Source organism: Microbulbifer sp. ABM4_008, from assembly GCF_056311705.1.
Map to the genome: position 1 here is coordinate 512193 of NZ_CM149970.1, position 21061 is coordinate 533253.

General features: G+C 49.4%; 14 protein-coding genes. 3 read left to right on the forward strand and 11 right to left on the reverse strand.

Annotated features, from left to right (window positions below; genetic code table 11):
* Positions 1 to 37: 37 nt before the first annotated feature.
* A complete protein-coding gene (locus ACYX4J_RS02195; RefSeq protein WP_476177772.1) occupies positions 38 to 1525 on the reverse strand; it encodes a PQQ-dependent sugar dehydrogenase in 1488 nt (495 codons plus the stop codon).
* A gap of 796 nt (positions 1526 to 2321) precedes the next feature.
* Between ACYX4J_RS02195 and ACYX4J_RS02200 the strand changes: the two genes are divergently transcribed.
* Complete coding sequence (locus ACYX4J_RS02200; protein ID WP_282931208.1) at positions 2322 to 2891, forward strand: HNH endonuclease; 570 nt, start codon at positions 2322 to 2324, stop codon at positions 2889 to 2891.
* 53 nt (positions 2892 to 2944) lie between these two features.
* On the opposite strand, the gene ACYX4J_RS02205 is transcribed toward ACYX4J_RS02200, so the two are convergent.
* The 6 genes from ACYX4J_RS02205 to ACYX4J_RS02230 form a co-directional block, all read right to left on the reverse strand.
* Complete coding sequence (locus tag ACYX4J_RS02205; RefSeq protein ID WP_445355638.1) at positions 2945 to 3955, reverse strand: D-alanine--D-alanine ligase; 1011 nt, start codon at positions 3953 to 3955, stop codon at positions 2945 to 2947.
* Positions 3956 to 3959: 4 nt separating this feature from the next.
* Positions 3960 to 4901 carry a penicillin-insensitive murein endopeptidase gene (gene mepA / locus ACYX4J_RS02210; RefSeq protein WP_476177773.1) on the reverse strand — a complete coding sequence of 314 codons (942 nt, stop codon included), beginning with the start codon at positions 4899 to 4901 and terminating at the stop codon, positions 3960 to 3962.
* A 76-nt stretch (positions 4902 to 4977) separates the two neighbouring features.
* Positions 4978 to 6051, reverse strand: coding sequence for a histidinol-phosphate transaminase (gene hisC, locus ACYX4J_RS02215; RefSeq protein ID WP_476177774.1), 1074 nt, complete (start codon positions 6049 to 6051; stop codon positions 4978 to 4980).
* A complete protein-coding gene (locus ACYX4J_RS02220; RefSeq protein WP_476177775.1) occupies positions 6048 to 7088 on the reverse strand; it encodes an FHA domain-containing protein in 1041 nt (346 codons plus the stop codon). Before ACYX4J_RS02220 ends, hisC begins: the two co-directional genes overlap by 4 nt.
* Entirely contained in the window at positions 7079 to 8377 is a 1299-nt protein-coding gene (locus ACYX4J_RS02225; protein WP_476177776.1) for a S1C family serine protease, read from the reverse strand. Before ACYX4J_RS02225 ends, ACYX4J_RS02220 begins: the two co-directional genes overlap by 10 nt.
* Positions 8378 to 8487: 110 nt before the next feature.
* A complete protein-coding gene (locus ACYX4J_RS02230; protein ID WP_476177777.1) occupies positions 8488 to 10269 on the reverse strand; it encodes a trans-sulfuration enzyme family protein in 1782 nt (593 codons plus the stop codon).
* Between the two features lie 1205 nt (positions 10270 to 11474).
* On the opposite strand from ACYX4J_RS02230, the gene ACYX4J_RS02235 reads away from it, so the two are divergent.
* Entirely contained in the window at positions 11475 to 11972 is a 498-nt protein-coding gene (locus ACYX4J_RS02235) for a hypothetical protein (RefSeq protein WP_476177778.1), read from the forward strand.
* 7 nt (positions 11973 to 11979) lie between these two features.
* Here ACYX4J_RS02235 and ACYX4J_RS02240 read toward each other — a convergent pair whose 3' ends face one another.
* The 3 genes from ACYX4J_RS02240 to ACYX4J_RS02250 form a co-directional block, all read right to left on the reverse strand.
* On the reverse strand, positions 11980 to 14544 hold the full coding sequence (locus tag ACYX4J_RS02240) for a protein kinase domain-containing protein (protein ID WP_476177779.1): 2565 nt from the start codon (positions 14542 to 14544) through the stop codon (positions 11980 to 11982).
* 125 nt (positions 14545 to 14669) lie between these two features.
* Entirely contained in the window at positions 14670 to 17252 is a 2583-nt protein-coding gene (locus ACYX4J_RS02245; RefSeq protein WP_476177780.1) for a protein kinase domain-containing protein, read from the reverse strand.
* A gap of 106 nt (positions 17253 to 17358) precedes the next feature.
* Entirely contained in the window at positions 17359 to 18333 is a 975-nt protein-coding gene (locus ACYX4J_RS02250) for an FHA domain-containing protein (RefSeq protein ID WP_476177781.1), read from the reverse strand.
* 715 nt (positions 18334 to 19048) lie between these two features.
* Between ACYX4J_RS02250 and ACYX4J_RS02255 the strand changes: the two genes are divergently transcribed.
* Complete coding sequence (locus ACYX4J_RS02255; RefSeq protein ID WP_476177782.1) at positions 19049 to 20443, forward strand: cytosine permease; 1395 nt, start codon at positions 19049 to 19051, stop codon at positions 20441 to 20443.
* A 49-nt stretch (positions 20444 to 20492) separates the two neighbouring features.
* Here the strand turns inward: ACYX4J_RS02255 and ACYX4J_RS02260 are convergent, their stop codons facing one another.
* On the reverse strand, positions 20493 to 21056 hold the full coding sequence (locus ACYX4J_RS02260) for a YceI family protein (RefSeq protein WP_108734532.1): 564 nt from the start codon (positions 21054 to 21056) through the stop codon (positions 20493 to 20495).
* Between the last annotated feature and the right edge of the window lie 5 nt (positions 21057 to 21061).

Sequence of the window (21061 nt, forward strand, 5' to 3'; positions counted from 1 at the left end):
GGGAGCCTCCTCTCAGTGTCGTTTAGGAGCGCAATTCCTAGAGGCTCGACTCCCGGGATAAAAGATAGTGCGCCAGGGCTTTTTTCTGCACCGCCGTAAAGTTGTAGTTAGGCATTGGTGGTGTTGGGGCGTCGAAGTAGTCAGCCAGGGTCTGCGCTGTGTATTTAGCGGACAGGTTGCGCAGGGGAAACTGGGCCTGATGGCAGTGGGCACAATCGTTAGACCGATAGAGCTGGGCGCCCAGTTGAACCACCTCGGCATCTATTGAAAGCGCGTTGGCCGTGGATGTTTTTTGCAGTTGTGGCTGCTGTGTTGTCAATACAGCTTGGCGAGGGGGTCCTTGGCTTACACGATAAACTGCACCGGCGTAGTCATCGGAAATATAGATATTGCCCAGTTTATCCTCGGCGATGGCGACAGGGCGGCCGTAAACCGTTTGGCGGTCATCGCTGAGAAACCCCCACAGGAAATCCCTCTGTTGAATTTCCCCGTCGTTACTCCAGTGCAGGGAGACAACTTTATAACCATCTTTCACGCTGCGGTTCCACGAGCCGTGCAGGGCGACCAGCGCTGCATGGCGATAATCCTTAGGCTGTTCCACACTGCGCAAAAATTTAATCCCGAGTGGCGCGTTGTGAGCGCGAAATTCGTACACAGCAGGAATTGAGTCAGCAATCTTTTGCTGGATTTCAGGGCTTGCATCCACCCCAAGATCCGGATCGGGAACCCGGTCACCGTAAGCGTAGGGCCATCCGTAGAATTGGTCTTTGCGAATCAGGTTGAGCTCATCTGGCGGCAAGTTGTCGCCGAGCCAATCGCGGCCATTATCTGTTGCGTAAAGTCCGCCATCTTTTGGAGACCAATCGAACCCCACACTATTACGCAGGCCGGTGGCGTATATTTCAAAATTATCTCCGTTTGGTTTCATTCTCATGATGGTTGCGCGGCGAGGATCTTTTTCAATACAAACGTTGCAGCTGGAACCACTGCTGAGAAAAAGCCATCCATCGGGACTCATATCAATAGTTTTTGTCCAGTGTCCATCGTCCTCAAGATTTTCAATAATTCTCTGGTAGCGCCCAGCGAGTCGCCCATCAGAATGATCAAAGGGAACCCGTCCAACTGCGTCACTTTCGGCAATATATAACCAGCCGTCGTGTAGCAATAATCCGTGGGGCCGTTGAAGATTATCAATAAGGGTCTTTTGCCCGTCACTGCGGCCGTCGCCGTCTTTATCTTGTAATAAAAGTGAAACTTTGCCATGTTTAGGCTGAGAGACGATGATGTCTCCATTGCGGGTCACTGTGAGCCAGCGTGCGCCGGGAACATCCCCTGCAAATAACTGGACCGAGTATCCATTTGCTGCGGTCAGCCGGCCTGTCACTTCTTTTTCTGTTGTTTTGACACCACCGACCAGCTGGCGCCAAGGCACGCTGACGCTGGATTTAAAGGTGGCTAAGGCGGTAGAAAGCACCGCGCCGAGGGCGATAAAAAATATTAGCGTATATTTCAACGTTTTCTTCATGGTATCGATTGAACTTGAAATAAAGATGTTTATAGTTGCCGCGCTTATCTATTTACCCCTATAGTTAACACGGGATTAATTTCCTGTCTTCCCTCCCTTTTGTAACAGGTAACTCAGTTTGTGAGATATCTCTTACACAAAATTCAGCAGATTTCCCCTACTTTTTTCTCCCTTGATGTCCATAATTAACTTGCAAGGACGCGAAAGGGACTGCACTACTGCGGCAATGGATAAATGGATTGCGCCGCTCGCCCTAGGGATATGGGCACCATCCTGTGAGACGCACCGCCCGGGCCGGATTGCCTGGGCGGTGTTTTACATTCTGCTTTAACCTGCCTGTTGCTGCCTGCAACGCTTTCTACAATTTACACCTTTCTTTTGTAATTTGCTGTTATTCCATCAGCGGCATGTCGCTGCCTGGAATTTGTAATAGTTATCCGCTTTAATGTTGATAGGCCGGCCAAATTACCCATGGGCCGGCGGAGGGTGGCGCATTCAGTAATCTACCAGCAGAAGTGCCCGTATTACCCAAGGCAAAACTACGCCTGTGGGCATCTGTATTTTCGTTGGTAAAAAAGCTTTCAGACTCCTCCATCTTGTCTGGGAGCAAGCTTTTACTTTCGAAGGTGGCAGTTTTTTCTAATGCTGCGAATTGCGCCAGCCTCTGTCATCGTCATCCAGTCCCTTCGATCTGTCACTCCAAAACTTCTTTTTTCTTCTTTATAAAAACCTTTGTGATTACACGGAAACAGTTCCGGGGCTGCCTTGTTCTATTCGACAGTGGGGAGGCGAGGTTATGCACGCGAGAATATTGCGTTTAAATCTGGCGGGACAACCGCTGGAGTGGCTGAGTTGGCAAGAGGCATCCTGTCTGTACGTGCGGGAGCTGGTTACGTGGTCGCTGGGAGGTGTTGTCCAGCGGGTGAGAGGAGGCTTTAATCGCAATGGCGATCGTTCCAGCCTTGATCTGGCCGCTATTATCGCCTGTGGCGGTGCACGTATGGCCCGTCCGCGCCGGCGCCCACCTCTAACAAATCGAGCACTGTTTTTTCGCGATTCCCATACTTGTCTTTATTGCGGTAATTTCTTTAAAAGTGTGGATTTGACACGGGACCATGTTATTCCTGTTTCCAAAGGCGGAGTTGATTCCTGGGAAAATGTGGTTGCGGCCTGCAGGCGCTGTAACCAGCATAAGGGCAATCAATTATTGGAAAATATCGACATGGAGTTGTTGGCTTTGCCCTTCTGCCCCAATGCAGCTGAATACCTTGCCCTGATTAACAGTGAGCGGATTCGCGGCGATCAGATGGAGTTTCTGCGCGGCCAGTTTTCACGGCGACGTCAACAGGGGTGGTTGTTGCACTAGCCCGTTGGATCAAAATGAGCAAAAAAGAAAAGGGGCCAACAGGCCCCTTTTAATTATGTCTTGTCGTTAGGTGAAGATACCGCAGAGCGGATCAGGCCGGCCAGGTATTCGGTGAAATTGTGCCCGTGGTTTTCCATCATTTTGGGGAACATGGAGTTAGGTGTCATACCGGGAAAAGTATTGACCTCATTGAGGTAGAGTTCGCCGGTCTCTGTCAGGAAAAAGTCTATGCGGGACAAATCCTTCAGCTTTAGGGCTTTAAAAGTGCGCAGGGATACTTCGGCTATCCATTGAAGCTGTTCTTCGTGAAGATCAGCAGCTTCGATAAAGGTGACCGCGCGGCTGCCCTCGGCATACTTTTCCTTATAAGTGTAAAAAGTATCCGTTGGGGCGCGTACTTCTCCCGGGTGGGTTGCGATCACATCATCATCGTAGTGGTAAACCGCAACTTCCAGCTCTCTGGCTTTCAATGCTTTTTCTATCAGCACATAAGGGGAGAGTTTAAAGGCGTCCTCGATCGCGGCCTCTAAGCCCTCTTTGTCACGGACCTTAAAGCAACCTACGGAAGATCCCTGATTGGAGGCTTTAACAAATACCTCGCCCCAGTTCTCCAGGGCATCGTGAGCTTTTTGTAGCTCCTCGACTTCAGTGCTGTGCAAAAACTCGTAAGGTGTGTTTTCAATACCCAGAGCGCTGAGCCACATCTTGGTTTTAATTTTGTTAAAGCAGATTTTGCTGGGCTCAGGTGCAGAGCCGAAATAGGGGATGCCGAACATATCCAGTTGCGACTGCAAATCGCCGGTCTCTCCCGGGTAGCCATGAATTGCAGGAATTACGTAGTCCACATCCCAGGAGTTACCTTCTTCATCGCGAATTTTGCGATCGTAAAAGATATGGTAAACCCGGCCCTGGCTGTCGGTAAGGCAGCCACTGCTATCCATTTCCACCCGCAATAGAGCGATGTCCTCTGCCGCTGACAACTTGTCCTCGATAAAATCAGCAGTTCTGAGGGATACGTCGTGCTCGCTGCCGCCACCGCCGCAGATAAGCAAGGTGTTAATCATAAAATTATTCCGTCGTAGTGCCTGCCGAAGGTGCGGTTAATACCTGTTCGCACTGTTGAGGCAAGGTCTTTGGTTTCGGCTTTTTCTGTTTCGGCTGGGGTTTAGTGCCATTGAGAATTGCATAGAAGTCATCGCTAAACCACCAATCCAGGTCACTGCCACAGGCTGCAGTGGTCACTGGTGCCTGGGGCTTACAGTTGGTGCTTCCCTCTGGGCAGGCCAGGCGCACATGAAAATGGTAATTGTGCCCCCACCAGGGGCGCACTTTTCGCAGCCACTCGTTATCTTCGCCGGATATTTCGCACAGGTGGCGCTTGATGGTCGGGTGTACAAAAATTCGTTCGACCCGATGGTCCTCTGAGGCCAAGCGCAGGATTTTGGGAACCCGGTCGTCCCAGTTTTCAGGGATTAGGCGGTGTTTGCGCTCATCAGCCAAGGCAACAGCAGAAATATTATCACGCTCCCACGGGGTGAGGGGACGCTCTGCGGCTCGCCGATCCTGGGAATACCAGATGTCTACGTCCAGGCCAGTTTGGTGGCTGTTGTGCCCACCACTGCCGAAAGGGCCCCCTCGAGCCATAGACATGTCACCGATCTGGATTCTGCCCAGATCTTTCTGCGCCACGCTCTGGGAAAACTCCTTCAGGAAGTTAATGGTCTGGGGGTGGGCAAAATGTCGGTCGCGGCCAGTCCTCACCAACTGATAGCCCTCTCCCCTCAATGGCAGGGTTTCCCCGCCACTCAGGCAGCCATTGGTATAGGTGCCAATACTCGATGGTGTCTGTGCACTGGGCCCTTCGACCTTATCCCAGTCGTTGGCACTTGCGGCGCCGCTCGCCAGGGCCGAGGCGAGAATCAGGGAGTGGGTTAGTTGCCGTAAAAATCCCGCTTTAAAGGGGCTAACGGCCTCGGTAGTGGATACTGAATTTTGAGCTTTCGGGTGCATAGGTCCCTGGATACCAATAAGTCACAGTTGTCGGGCCACCTCAAGTGGCGCCCGACGAGTATAGACAGACAGAGTGCTAGCTCTGTGACGCAAGTATCTCTTTGCAGTTCCGTATCAACTGCTCCATTTCCTCATCGGTGCCAATAGAGATACGCAAGTACTCACTGATCCGGGGCTTGTTGAAGTAACGTACGAGAATATTACGCTCCCGCAGTGCCAGATACAGGGCTTCTGCGCCGGGCTCCGGTGGTTTGGCCAGAAGGAAATTGGCTTGGGAGGGAATCACTTCGAACCCCAGGTCTGTAAGCGCCCGCTCACAGCGCTCGCGGGTGGCGATGACCTTGCCGCAATTGTCGCTGTGCCAGGCGGTATCGCGGATCGCTGCGGTGGCCACACGCTGGGCAATGGCATCAATGGGGTAGGAGTTAAAGGAGTTCTTGGCTCTCAGCAACCCTTCAATCAAGTGCTTTTGCCCCATGGCAAAGCCGAGGCGAAGCCCTGCGAGGGCATAGGATTTTGACAGTGTGTGTATCACCAACAGGTTGGGATAGCGATCGATGAGTATTGCTGCACTCTGTCCGCCAAAATCGATATAGGCCTCATCAATAACCACCACTCTCTCAGGCTGTGAGCGCAATAGCTGCTCAATCTGCTCTAGCGGCAGGTACCGTCCCGTGGGTGCGTTGGGGTTGGGAATAATTACACCGGCTGCGGGAGCGGCATAGTCCTCAAGCTGGATAGAGAAATCGCCGTGCAGGGGAACAGTGCGGCTTTTGATATTGAAGAGCTGGCAATAAACCGGGTAAAAACTGTAGGTGATATCCGGAAATAGCAGGGGCTCGCTGCGGCGGAAAAAACTGTAAAAGCTCAGAGCAAGCACTTCATCGGAGCCATTGCCCACAAATACTTGTTCGGCAGAGAGATTGTGCTTATCGGCAATAGCGCGGCGCAATTCACAGGACTCCGGGTCGGGATAGCGGCGCAATGCATCGGCAAAGTCGTGCTGCTCCAGGAGCCTTAAAGCTTCGGGGGAGGCAGGGTAGGGGTTCTCATTGGTATTGAGCTTTATCAGGGTTTCACTCTTGGGCTGCTCCCCGGGTGTATAGGGTTCCAGCTGGTCGAGCCCTGGGCTCCAATAAATCTTGCTCATGATTCCACCTCTGCGGTACTACTTTGATTGTCGCTGGAGGAGCCTTCAGCGCCTTCTTTAGTTTCTTTTTTCTTGATGGGGATATCAAATAGATCGGCCGAACTTCCAATAAATTCCTGCATGGGAACAGGGTTGCGGAATAGCATATTATCGTATTTCAGCTCTGTGGATATCGGTGGAACCTCGCTGAATTCGTCCATGTTGTTAACGCTTTCAGCTAAGCCCAGGCCGAGGAATGCCAGTGGCAGTGTCAGTGCCACTGTCCAGCGCCAGCCCCTGGCGAGGTTGGTGGCCAGATAGCAGGCGGACCAGAGCATTGCCGGTAATATGATGGCGAGTACCAGGAAGTCCAGGACCTGAATAGTAGTGCCGATGGCAAAATTGAAATTGATTAGCCCCCTCAGCCATTCCCAAAAGGTGTAAGTAAGTGCACCTATGGCGGCGATGGATAGATGGGTGAAAAAGTGCGTTTCATGCCTGACTACCCTGCCGATAAATGCCCAGACTCCGGCGTAAATCACCATACCAATTATGGCCGTGGCAAGAATGTTGACGGCAATAGTCCATTGATAGTTTCGGGCGTAACCGAGGTAGCTCATCAGTACGCTGGCGAAGCCAAAACACAACAGCAGCAGTATTGCTCCCAGGGGGTGGGACAAGCTGGAAAACAGGTTTTCCAGTGAATGGAGAGGGGTAGCTTCAGGTACCGGGTCATCCGTATGGAAAACCCGGAAGCGTGACTTCCCACACTGCAGCAAGTCACCGGAGGAAATTCTGTGTTGAGCGATGGTATCTGGTTTAACGGACTTATCTTTCAGGTTTCCCAAAAGCTGGCAGCCGTTGGTCGAATTGAGGTCGTGTAAGACGTACTGGCCGTCCTCTCCCCGCTTGATTTCGGCATGGTGGGCATCGGAGTGGATGTCCTCCAGAATCGCATCGTTGTCGTAAGCGCGGCCCAGGGTAAATTTATCCCCGTCCATTCGGTAGCGCAGCTGCACCCGGTGGGCGCGATTGAGTTCTTCAATAATCAGGGCCATTGGATCTCGCTCGTAAACTTCTGGGTAAAGGCGTCGGCGGACTCCTGGGTAAAGCCGGACAAGGTAAAGTGGCTGACCAGTGCGCGATTTTTCTGATCCACACTTAGGCTCAGGAAGAAAATATCGTAGAGGTCAGGAAAGTCCTTGTAGCGCCTGACACAGTAGCTGGTGCGCGCGATCAGGGGCTCGCGATTGCGATCCGGCTTCGATACCGAGGTTTCATTGCCGCGCTCCTGAGAGGTAAATCCTTGCTGGCAGCGGAAATTGGTTACATCTTCTTCTCCAGCGCTATTGCCTGGGTAAAAGGAGTCCATCTGCCCTTCGTACTCGGCATAGAAGCGCGCGGGCAGAAGATCCTCGGCTTGCAGCCAGAAAAATTCGTACTCTACCCGCCCGGTGTTGAAGTCGTCGGACAGGAAAATAACATCTTGTCCGGTGCAGCCTTTATCAATTCGCTTGATCGGATTGGTTTCGCTCTCTTGGGTGTTTCCCCAGCATTTAATGGCTGGAATTATTTCACCGACAACCTGTGCCTCACCGAGGGCGCGACGCTGCCAGTCGGCCCTAAGTATTGAGTCGATAATTTTTTGCTGATTATCTAAAAGCTGTTGATAAGTTACTTGCTTAAGGTTGAGAGTGCCGCCTTCGGCGCGATAATGCTTTAAAAGCGACGACAGTTTATCCACTGGCACCAGGAAGCTAACCTGGTTGCCCGCAGTTGCCACATTAATGCCGACTACCTGCCCCTGGGTATTGATCGCTGGCCCGCCGCTCATTCCCGGATTGATAGATCCGGCAAAGTGAATACGATCGTAGAAGCTACCGCCGGCAATACCGTTATAGGTCCCGGGAATCAAGGTCATGCCCAGGTCCAATGGGTTGCCCAGGGAGACAATGGTTTCCCCTTTCTTGGGGGTGTCCGTCGCCAATTCCAGGTATTCGTCTCCCGGTTTCTCCTGGCGCAGCAGCGCCAGGTCATTGACCACATCAATATCCAGTAGAGTTAACTTTCCCCGGGTGCCATTAACTGCAAGGTATTCCAGGGAGTACTCGCCCGGCTCGCTAACCGCTTGAGCCACTACGTGGTAGTTGGTGGCGATCAATCCATCGGGGGAGATTTGAAAGCCTGACCCCAGGCCGGCTTTTGAATTGGAGGATTTTTCGATAAGTCGAATTTGATAGAGGCTGCCGCGATAATCACTGTAGAGCTTTTCATAGCCTTGCGCCATTGCAACAGTGGATAAGCAGCACAGAATCCAGGCGAATAGCCACGTGGAAAGTTTCGGCATTTTGAATTGATTAAATTGTGGACAGGAAGCGTGATACTACGGGATATAGGATAGTGCAACAAGCGCCCATCACCGGCGCTATCTACCAGTGATGGGTTTGTTTTGGATGGTCAGAGATAGTCCACAATTTTTGGCTGTGTCTCTATCACTTTTTGGTGCGACTCGAGATAAAAGCGGCTGAAGAGTTTGTCGGCTTCTTCCGGAGCGATAAAGCCCTCGCTAAATCCTGGGCTAACTGGATCGAGATGCAGGCGCGCGCAGTTGATCACATGAGCGGCCATCTGCGCCATATTTTCATCCCCAACAGAAATTCGGATGGTGGTTGGGAATATACCCGCCGCTTCCATCGCTTCAGGTGATAGCTCTGAGTGAGATGTCAGGGCAGGGCAGAGCACCATGGTATTTGTCTGGCCCAAGCTCACCATTTGCCCGAAAGCGGGCTCCAGCGCGTCAAAGAAACTTTTAAAGGCTTCGGTGGGAATTTGCGCAGCTTCCATGTCGATGCTGAATAATGGTGTGGGGAACTGGTAGCGCATCAGCGATTCTCGCAGCCCGGAATTGGGATGGGTTTCCACTGCATGGCTGTTGACACGAATCTTGCTGTGACTGGCGAAGAAATGGCTGAGGCTTAAAGTATTAATACACTTGGTGAGCATACGCATTTCCAGGGTGCGCATACCGCAATGCACTTCCCAGGCCTTGTCTGCATCCAGGAAAGCCCCCTTGATGTAATAAACATCCCAGAACATGCACTGATCCCAACTAAGGCCTTTTGCGCTGTCGCCTTTAGGGATAAACATGCGGTGGTTTTCGCCGATAACCACACCGGCAGTGGCGGCGCCGGTGCCACCGATATCCTTGGTGTAGGAGTGAACAACAAAATCCGGTCTCTCTTCCCTATCTTTGCGGCGTAGTGGCTGATATAGAAAAGGGGTTGCCAGGGTGGCATCCAGGCTTACCAGGATATTTTCCCGGTGAGCGGTTTTACAAATAGCCGGTACATCCAGCATGATCCCGTGGGGATTGCATGGCGATTCAATATAGACATGTATTTTTGCTCCGGCACTGATTGCGTCTGCGTATGCTTGCTGGGTATCAGTCAGTAGCTTTTCGAACTCTTCACCGGTAGTGCCATCAAACCAGGCCAGATTGATAGACAGTTTATCTTTGCGGGCGTAGAAATCCTGTAACAGCTGGTGAGTGCCGCCATAGATATTCCTGGAAACAATTAAGATATCCTCGTGGCGCAATTGGTTTGATAGGAGTGCATCGATTGCAGCCATACCGGAATTAAAATTCCAGGCCATATATTCACTGGCTTCAGGTCCGCATTCCAAATCCACAATAGCATTGGCCAGGGAAATGGAAGTGGGGTTGAGTAAACGTGAATAAATATCGTGGCTCGGCTCGCGCCCACGGAAAGCATCGTCCACCCACTCGGTGCAGGCATAAATGTAAGTTGCTGTGCGGGCAATTACCGGGGTTGCAGAAAAAATAGCGGGAATATTATCGAACAGGGGGTAACCACCCCGTGTGGTGATATTAAAGTCGTCCCCTTGCAGGCTTTGAAAGCTGGCTCGCAATGGGTTTTGTAAGGTGTCCAATAATTTCGCCAGCTGGAAACTCATAAAGCGCTTGGCATTGAAATAGGCAATCTTGTCAGACTTGTCCAAGCGCTGGAGAGTGTCGGTTACCTGGCTCCAAAGCTGGCTCAGATTTCCCTGTGCCTGGTAGAGCAGGGTTGCGGTCTGTTCTAACAGTTTTCCATGTTCTGATTCACTATCAATACAAAAGTGCTGCAATTGCTCTTTTGCCAGTTCATCAATATTTTTTGCCTTGGTGCTGTTGCGGCGGGGAGAGAGAATTTTTACATCTTCTAGGTTCGCTTCCATTGTGTCCTCACTACGTGATGCTTTTTGTTATATGGCGACTCTAACAGTCCTGTGCGGCGCATAAAACACTTGGCGGGTAATTAGTATGTAATTTGCTGTGTTTTGGCGTGATCGATCTGTAATTTGGAAATCTGTACAGTAGCTTCCAGTTGAGGGGGGAGGTGGCTGTGGTAATGGTTGCCGGCCATGGAAAGGCCGCCCCCACAACATTTAAACAGGATTTAATTTCCTCGTAGCCTTAGGTGGTGCGATGAAACAAAGGGATTCAGCGCAAGCTGAACGGTCAAGCTGGAATCGACAGGTGTAGAGTCTTAGTCGATTCTCTTGGATGAGCTTGTCCGGGCATGGATGCCAAATTTTGCTCTTGATAGTGTTGTTGTAACCGTCGATGGTTGGGACCATCATTTCGGGCCGGCAGTTTTATTACTGCCGGCTTTTTTTAATTTGGACTCCATTTTGAGAGCGATTACCCATACAATATTTTCCAGTCTTCAAGCCTGCCGTGTAGCACCCAATAAAGCTCTGTGACGCAATTCAAATTAGAATAATTTAGCGAATGGGATCATCGATTGATTTCAACAAGCTCCAAGAATAGTTTTTTAAACATGGTCTTACTTTGGACTCGGTGTCGCCATAGTGGAAAAGGAATAATCCTTCCGCTCTTGGTTCTGCTTCAATTAAGCGCTTAGCAAACATCATTTTTGGCGTACGGCGACTCTATGCGGCCTATGTATCCCTTTTAAATATCTGGTGTGTGATTTCCTGTAATGAGGTGTGATCGACCTGTAGTCCTTAAGTCTGTACATTGAGGTCCAGTTGAGAGAGTACAGGTGATTGTGGAAACAGTTACCTAGCCATGGAAAGGCAGCTTCCACAATAAAATTTTGGGTGGATTTAATTCCCCTATCGCCCCTTTGCGCGTTAGGGAGTAAAGGGATTTAGCGCAAGCTGAGCGGTCAAGCTGGAATCGACAGGTCCAGAGTCTTGGTCGATTCAACTGGGTATACTTGTCCGGGCACGGATGCCGAATTTTGCTCTTGATAGTGTTGTTGTAACCATTGATGCTTCTGGTCAGTAACTTCAGTTCTGCTGGCTTTTTTAAAAGTTGAGACCGGTTATGATAACGCAGTCACGGACGTAGTTTACACAAGATAAAACGTTCTTTGGTGACACCATATAACAAATTTTTAGAGGGGGATGGAAATATGGTCAACTGTGCTGACCTACCTGTGCTTGACGTAAACGTGCCAAAAGAAGGGCTAAAGTTGGATTTGGTTCTTCAACCGAAAGAGCAAGAGGGTGGCAAGCCTCAATATTGGCCTTTGTTCAATGCGGCCAATCCAGAAGAGCATTTCGGTAATATGCATTTCAAAATTCATAAGCGTGCAGTATTGACCCTGGAGGTTACTCTGGATCTTTCGCAAGTGCCGGGCCGCGAGTTGGAATTTGTACGCTATCGCCAAAGCCATAAGTTAGACGGTCTTATCGCTCTGACCCCGGATTTTCGTCATCAATTCCGTGCTCGCGCGCAAAATATTGACGGTGAATATACAAAGCTAATTATTAAAATCAAGGATAGAGAAGATATTCCTGATAACTTCTCTTTCCTGTGGATGTGCGTAGATGCGGAATCTGGCATGCATTTTGTGTCTGGAGATCCTGATGCACAAGTAGACCCAGTTCCTAGTAGCAGTGAACGCTAAAAAAGAGCTAGGAGCGACATATAGTATCAAGTGTTACTTGTGAGGCTTGATGTTGGGAGCAGAGCTGTTGAAATGCCGGTAAGGAAAACCATTCTGCTCCCATCTGTTGATTGATGAGTTCCTCAATGTAAAAATTTGCTGAGCGCCATTCCCCTGATAGCGCATAAATAAGTGCCGCACTAAATTTTACGTCAGTATCATCGGGGTTTGTTTTTAATAACTGATGCAGCAGAGCGATAGCTTCGGGCTCTCTATTCAAGCTAGCTAGTGCAATTGCACGAAACCTTGTTTGTTTTTGGGTGTTTTCTTCGGGGTTTATTTTTTCAGTTAGCTCAATTATTTTTTGATACAAGGACTTGGCGTCGCTTTTATTCCCTAAAACTTGATACACCTCAGCGAGGTGATAAATTGCAGCCAGGTTGAAGGGGGAAAGTTCGTTGACCTTTTTATATATTGACAGAGCTTTTCTATGGTCGCCTTGAAGGAAATATACCACCCCTAAATTTGTTTCAGTTCGCAAGCTGCGAAACTGCTCAGGAATCTTTGTAATTGCTTTTTTGGCTGCCTCTAAATCTCCTGTTTCTAGCTCAATTACTCCAAGAACCGAGTAAGCGGACCAGTATTCAGGGTAGTTTTCTAGCAGTTTTGATAAGGTTGTTCTGGTAGCTTCATAATTACCAGTTTGTAATTGATTTATTGCAATTAAATACTGGTTGTGTGCAGAGGGGGCAAGTGCAGCAGCTTGGTTGGCATATGTAAGCCCAGCCTGGTAATCGCCTTGTATATATTTGAAGCGAGAATATTGGGCAAGAAGGTGTGCGGACGGATATCCTCTGCTTTGTAGCGCTTTAAGTACAGCCTCAAATCCCTTTTTGTCAGATCCTGCTGATTTAAGTAATAGTTTTGCTTCAAGTATTGCTGTGTTGTTAGACGTAGTTCCCTCAGCACTAGAAATAATTCCGAGTGCAGATGTAAGAATTTTGCTATCGTTTTTAACCGCCCAGAGTTTTAAGGCAGTTTTCGAGTAGGAAAGGTATAAGTTGGTGTTCTGGGGGTACTTTCCTATAAGTTCTTTCAGCGTCTCTAAATCTGTACTATTTATTGCGCCACGATTACTTAACTTTGCATTAATAGCTAGGTATAGGTTGTAGTCATCTCTACTCATTTTCACGTCTTTATTAAGGGCTTCGTGATATTGATGAGGAAATAGTTCTACAACACTATTACGGATTGTGTATTGAGCTTCTTGGCGGTGATCGGCGAGAAAAGCGAAGCCTGACTGTTCTTTAATTTGGCTATCAGAGGGGTTAATTCTCTGTATTTCAATGTTACAACGGACTTGCATGCAATCTAAGCGGGCAAAGAGGGCGTCAGAGACTCCCTTGTTTCGCAGTTGCAATAATTGGTCTTCCAGACTGCTATCTTTACCAGGCTCAAAACTCACCAAAGCACTCGACTTAAGACGATCTGGCGCACTAATTAGTGCTTGCCTTACCATAGTTTTAGCTAATTGATTTGCTTCATTGCCTCCGCTCAATTCACCATGGAGCTCAATCGGTAAAACTGCGATATATTGTGGCGGGAGTTTCGTATACGTTTGCCATCCCCAAATACCAACTGCCCCTAAAGCGATTAACCCTACCAATACTGCTGTGAGCCGATTGCGTTTTTTACGAGGCTTTAAAAGTAGTTGAGTAACAGTTTCTGAATATTGCTGTGTAGAGGCATCAATGCCGTGGTGGCGGACTAAAGAAAGAGCCTCGTATACTTGCTGGGCAGAGTCTGGGCGCAGCTCAGGACGCTTACTTAATAGCCTATCTAGCAGAGCAATAAGAGGCTTAGGTATCTCTGGCCAGTGGGATTGTGGTGAGACATGGGGTGCATTACAGATTTGCTGGGCGAATGCCAGTGCATTTAGGTCCCCGCGCTCAAAAGGCTTGCTGCCACAAAATAGTTCATAGGTAATACTGCCCAAACTAAATAAGTCGCTTCGAGCATCCAGAGGGGCACCTTGAACTTGCTCTGGGGACATCGCCTGAATGCTGCCTGCAATATGATCCTCTCTGGTCAGCTGTTGGTCACAATCCAGCGCCTTGGCGATGCCAAAATCGGTGATTTTTGCTACGCCATCATTAGTGACAAGGATATTTTCAAGCTTAAGATCGCGATGAATAATACCTAGGGAGTGAGCCTTACTTAGCCCTTGACATATTTGCATCAATAAGTCGAGCTTTATTGCCAGGGTAGGGCTGTTTTCGCGAAGCCATTCTTTAAGAGTGACACCCTCAACCAGCTCCATAACAAGGGCGATCCCATTATTTTCCTCCAGTACGTCATAAAGCCGCACAATATTTGGATGGTTCAACCTGGCTAGAAGTTCGGCTTCACTGCGAAAACGGGCCTCTGCAGAGTTTCCGCTCAAGTCAGAGCGGAGGCGCTTAATAGCTACCTTTCGCCGAAGTTTGATATCTTCGGCCAAGTAAACAACCCCCATACCACCGGCACCCAGGGTGTGTTCAACCCTGTAACGGCCTTGATATTCCTCAGTTTTCTCCAACGCAACTACGTCCATTGTATTGAATTCTTCTCGGATGGATGGGGGATTTTACCTGATAGTACAATTTCGTGAAGGCATCTGTCCCCTCCTAAAGGGAAATGGTTCACGTTATTCCATTCTGTTCGACTTGCTTTTGATGTTTAGCTGTCAGTCCTGTCAGAACATAGTGCTGGATAACTGGCACGTAAATCACCAAAATTTTCCAAGGTGCAAATAGGCTGAAAGCCAATTGTTGTGAACCACACTGGCGCCATGCCTAACTCCAGAGTCTTTCGTATATAGGCTTTGGCGGAAAGCATATCGCCGCTGGCCATATAAACCTGGGCGCGGCTGTAATTGACAAATAGGCCGTCTGGCGCGGTGTTATCCATCTCTAATAGTGTCTCAATGGCTTGCTCACCCTGGCCCAGTTCAGAATAGGCTCTTGCCCGCAATAACAGCCCAAGCCAGTCCTCCTGCTCTTGTGCCAGGACTAGAGCACGCAGGGCAAACTCTTGTGATTGCAGCTGCCTATTTTCCAGGCGGGCAATCTCTGCCAGCAGCAGATATACATGGGGATCGTTAGGGGCTCGTTCAGCAACATGACTCAGGCAGTTTTTTGTATCCTGCAGCTGCTGTTCGATGTAATAGGACAAGCAAAGGTTGAAGGTATCCCGGTCCCCTAAATGCTTTAAGCCCACTTTACTAAGGAGCCGGATAGACTCTTTGGGGCGGCCTGAATCCAATTCATTGGCTGCAAGCAAGGAGATAGCATCAATATATTGATTGTTGAGACGGATCGCATGTAAAAGGTAAGGCCTCGCTTTTTCCATTTGCCCCATCAGGGTCAGGGTCAAAGCCTTTTGGCGGAGATAAAGAGGGCTGGTACGAATGTTGAGCGCTTGGTTAATGACTTCCAGCGCACGGTTGTAATTCCCCCCTCGCTGGTGGGCTTTTGCGCGTAGGAAGTAATAGAGAGCTTGATCAGGTAGTTGTAGCTTTAGTTTTGCAAGTAAGGACTCTGAAAGCTCTGTATCTGCCAGGAAGATGGCAATACGCAACTTAGTGATCAACACCGTTGGGTGGTTGGAAATCTTTGTTGGTATGTTGTTGAGCATCCCTGTGAGTCGGCCGCGTATTTTGGTATCCCGCGAGTGATATAGGTGGGTGGCTAATAGATCCGCTAACAGTTCATAGTAGGAGGGGAAGTAGGGATTCCTTTTTAGCAGAGCCTCAACTTTGGTAATTGCCCCGGCAACATTAGCTTCATTATTGCGCTGTTCGAATATCTCGAGGTACTGTCGGTAATCTTCAGGGCTAAGGTTGAACTGAGCTCCTTGGCTTCCTGTAGGGTAGTTGGGGAGTAGATAGTGCAGCTGTTGCAAGACGCGTGCGCGGCTCTCCAGCGGTGCATCCAGGTTCAGCATGGCGCTACTGTTGGCAGTTTCAGCAAACCCTTCGGTTTCTATAAGGGCAAATGAAGCTTCACAGGCGGTGGCTTCACAGTTTAGGGCAAATTGGAGCAGCAGCTGTGCGTTGAGCGCTTGCGCCTGCTCCCGCAAAGGCTTGCCTTTTAGTTGCTGGGATTCCGAATAGGGCACAAGTAGTAGCGCTGGTTGATCGGAAAGCCCCTGTTTGATGGAACTGAGAAGGTTATTGGCCAGTAGCTTTTCCTCTCGGCTGCGCAGGTTTGATAAGTCTGGCTCAATAATCGCAATGTACTTTGCCGAGGGTTCTTTACTTCCCCATAGAGAAAGCTCAGGAAAAACAGCGGCGGTTAAGCCGAGTAACATCGCACCGGATGCCAGGAGTATGCCGGCTAGAAGTTTGTGTCCTTTGTTTGTACGTCGATGTTGTACATGAAAGTCTTCCGTGGTGATCGTGATGTCATGGTCATCGGCGGTTTCATGATCCGATGTTAATTGGCTCAGTATCACATCCAAATCGGTGGCTACAACGGCAGCACTGACGGGGCGTTTGTCCGGGTTTTTGGCCAGCAGCTTATCCAGTAACTTGCAAAGCGCCGTAGGAAGTCCGGGGTTTATGGCCCCTGCTGGTGGGTGCGGGTTGTTGATGATCCGATCGATAATAACGTATGGGCTTCCATGCTTGCCGAAGGGAGGCTGATCACACAGTAGGTGATAGGCGAGCATCCCCAGGGCAAATAAGTCACAGCGGTTATCCAGTTTCTCGCCGAGGGCCTGCTCGGGAGACATTGCGTACCAGCTGCCAGCGATATGCTGCTCGCGGGTAATTTCTTTCGTATCCTGCCAGCTCCGCGCAATTCCAAAATCAGCGATTTTTGCGACGTTATTGCTGTCAATAAGGATGTTGTCAGCTTTCAAGTCGCGGTGAATAATTCCAGCCGCATGGGCACGCGCAAGACCGGTAGTGATTTGCTTGAGTAGCTGGATTTTCTGGCAGAGGCTGGGGTTAAACTCCCGTGCCCAATAGGTGAGTGGGCGGCCATCAACATACTCCATAACTAGGGCTACATCGTTCTGCTCCTCCACAACATCATAAATTTGTACGATATGGTTGTGGTTTAGTTGTGCGAGCAGTAATGCTTCCTGGCGAATTCGCCGTGAGGCAGATTCGTCTTCAGGGTTGTTGAGCAATCGCTTTATAGCGACCTCTCGGTTAAGTCGCTCATCTTTGGCGAGGTACACAACTCCCATTCCCCCGGCTCCAAGCTGCCTGATGATCTTGTACCGACCGATATAAGAGGGTGGTTGCGCTGACATTGTAATTCTTGCCGAGGGATAAGAGATTCAGCTCCGCCACCCTGGCAAATAATTACTGAATAGATAATAAGGGGCTTAGCCTTAAGCCCCCTTTCTGGAGGTGAGGCTATACCGTTTCCGGCTCTGTTTTTGCCTCGAGTTGGTTGCCTTTATAAATTTCGAATTGCGGGCAACCAATACGGATTTCCCAGGATCGACGCTCTACTAGGCTCGATGTATCCACTGCATCAGGTAGGGATTCAGAGATTTGTTTGCGGGCGCGGAAAATTTGGGTGTTCAAGTGGTTAACAGTGATACCCAGCTCGTGAGTGGCTACCTGAATAGAAACCCAGCCCTGGGAGTCAGTGTCCATGCCGCTCTGCATATCTTTGTGGCGGGCACGAGCAAGGTACAACAAGAGATAGTTGTGGATTCTTGCTGGTAAGGATTGCTTCATGCCTTCCCGCTGAAGTTGTAACTGCACATGCTCTTCGTGGGAGCTCACAGAGAACTTCAGCTCAAAGTCGATAATAGACAGTTGTTGCAGCGACAACTCTTTCGTTGCCCCTTGGTTGTCCGCCAGGAAGAGCTGCCAGCTATGCAGGCCGCAATCGATACGATCGCCATGATTTATCAGGGTCTTATCGCCGTCTTCAGCAGATGGGCCGGTGAACTCGTACAGCCACTGCCCTGTTAAGGGGCTGTACTGAAGGCTGGCGAGGGGCTCGTTCTCATCGGGCAGCAGGTGGTATTGTTCCAGCGGTTGTGCCTCGCCAGAGTGAATATCGATCAGCAAATTCTCGGGAGCATCGAGGTTTTCGACGATCCAAGCTGGGTTATTCGCCCGCCCAAAAGCGATCTTATCACCGGTCTGGAGTGGGTAGCTTTTAGCGGGTACCAACTGCTGGCCATTTAGCCAGGTGCCATTGCGACTCAGGTCGCGAATATTCCAATGTGTACCGGTCCACTGCACTGCTGCATGGATGCCTGATATTTCAGCACTTGTGATTCTTGTGTCTACTGCACCCTGCCGGCGCCCAATGGTGTGGTGTGCCATTAAGTAAACTGGTTGTTCCCTATCTGGATGCTGTAAGCAAGCCATATTCCTACCCTTCTGCCGTGGCCAACTCATGTTGTGGCCTGATTGCGACAAAGTTCATTCATACTGGTGGATGCCCGCTGTGCTTGTCCTGCGAATACCTTAGCAGTACGGAGTCTTGGCTTACCATCTGCGGCGATTATTTCCCTTGAGCTGAGACACTACTTGTTGTGATTGGCGCTGCTCTGCGCCGCTGTCTCACTGATAGTCTCGGAGAGGATTGCCCCAGTTCTGAATGATTTAGTCACTACGATTTTTGGAAATTGTTCTATTTTTGCGCTCCCTTGATAACTGTCTCTAGAGGGAGTGCAATAATTGTCAGTAATTGCTTCCATTTTCGCTGAAAAGTTGTGCCGCCGTCAAAAATCTTAAAGACCTTTTCATACTTTTACTTGTGACTTGGTTAATGTTCTCCAAATACACGGCTGCACACTAGTTTAATGGATACTTGCCTGTATCTTTGTCGACCGGATCTTCTTTAATCGATGGCTACACAATATATTTCACAGTTGTGCGCCAGTGCTAGCGGCATTACTGCTAATTTGGTAAATGGATACCACTTTTGCTGTTACTGAAAATAAGTCTCAATTGTAAAAGAGAATATATATTATTAACTGTTAAATTTGGCACTTTTGACGGCTTGTATGTCATTGTTGAAAAGGCTAATTTGAAGTAGCTGCTTTGGCGCGCTATTTATCAGATGCACTTAGGTGACACTTTGCAGCTAAAGAATGAAAATTTAGCGGTGGTGAAGCCCGAAGCTAAACGCTGGGGCACTCTGACGATATTTAACCTTTGGGCCAACGCTGCACAAAGTCTCGCTGGCTATACCCTGGCGGCAACCCTATTCCTCGGTCCCAATACGAATGCTTGGCTGGTTCTCGCTGGGATCGCTATTGCAGCAATTTTAATTATCATCTTGTTAAATTTAATCGGTGAACCGAGTGTTAAATGCGGTATACCGTTTCCCGTATTGGCCAGGGCGAGTATGGGGATCCGAGGTGCTAACGTCCCTGCGCTGCTTCGGGGGAGCGTGGCAATATTTTGGTACGGTGCGCAGACCTGGTTTGCTGCCCATGCCATGTCTTTATTACTGAGAGAGTGGTGGCCTCAAGCTGTCGGAGGGCAGTGGCTGGCAATGGACCGGATCGATTGGGCTTCCCTCGTACTTGTCTCATTATTTCAAGCTCTTCTATTTTTCAAAGGTATCAATACGATCCGTTGGTTTATCAACCTGGCTGCACCCTGTGTCTATGGAGTGATGCTAGTGCTGTTGTGGATGCTAGTGGTTCGCAGTGACGGACAGTTTTCATTTGCTGTTGCTACTTTCTTTGATCGGTCTATAGCATCCTGGGGCGATGGCTTGGTCCAGCTCATCAAAGTCACAGGTACTATGTTGGCTCTCTATGCGCCGATAATCCTAAGTTATGGAGATTTTGCTCGCTTCTGTAAGAACGTGTCTGTTATGCGAAGGGGAAATTGGCTGGGAATCACTATAAATATGACTGGCTTTGCAATAATTGTTCTGTTCACCACTATCGCCGCCCAGTCAGTTTTCCACCAGAACTTGGCAAATCCCACTGATATTGTGCAGAAGCTTGGGAATCTGGAACTGTCATTGATCGCCGCGGTTGTTTTTTTTACAGCAACGGCCGGCATCAATGTGGTGGCGAACTTTGTGGCTCCAGTTAACGATATTTCAAATCTTCTGCCAAAGTACCTGGGGTTTCGCAGGGCGGCATTGATAACGCTGTTTCTGGCCTTTCTGATTAGTGCTTTGTGGCCCGCTGTTATCAAACAAATCGGTTTAGTGGCGTTCGTAAACTGGATGGGGGTTTTTCTGGCGCCTGCCTATGGTGTCATATTGTCTCACTACTACTTAGTAGAGAAGCGCCAGATGGATGTAGGGCAGTTGTATTACAGCGAAAGTGATGGGCGTTATTACTATTTCTGTGGCTGGAACCCGCGAGCACTGCTGACTTTATTGGGGACATGTATTGTCATCACAATGCTAGCTTTTTTCTTACCGAGAGGGTTGATGGCAGGCGTCGACTGGCTATTGGCTGCAGCTGCTGCTTGCGTTGTTTATTGGAGTGTTGCGAAGCGCAGTTAGGGGGGAGCCCGGAGGAATTTCCGGGCTCAGGGGGTGTACTTTTTTGTTGTTAGATACGGATACCTTCAATATCCAGGATCATCTCAACTTTCTGTGAGGCTGGGCCTAGGGATTTGATACCGAATTCTTTCAGCTCGAACTCAGTGGTTCCACTGAAGCCCTGGCGGTAGCCGCCCCAAGGGTCTTTACCGCCACCGATATTGGTAACGTCAATTGTGATTGGCTTAGTGATACCGCGCAGGGTCAGTTCGCCATTTAGACGGGCTTTGCCGTCTTCCAGAGGTTCAAAGCTAGTGCTCTTGAAAGTAGCAGTGGGGAATTTTGCGGTATCGAGGAAGTCATCACTGCGCAGGTGCTTGTCTCGCTCAGCGTGATTGCTGTTGAGGCTGGTTACATCGATGTCGACATTGATAGAAGATTTTTCTGGCTGCTTTTCATCGTAAAAGAAGGAGCCGTTGAAGTCATCGAAACGGCCGTACAGCCAGCTGTATCCAAGGTGCTTGATACGAAACTGCACAAAAGCGTGAGCCCCTTTGGTGTCGATTTTGTATTCCGCTGCTTGGGCTACAGTCCCCATCAGAGCTGCAATAAGAAATACAGAGAGCTTCTTCATGTCAT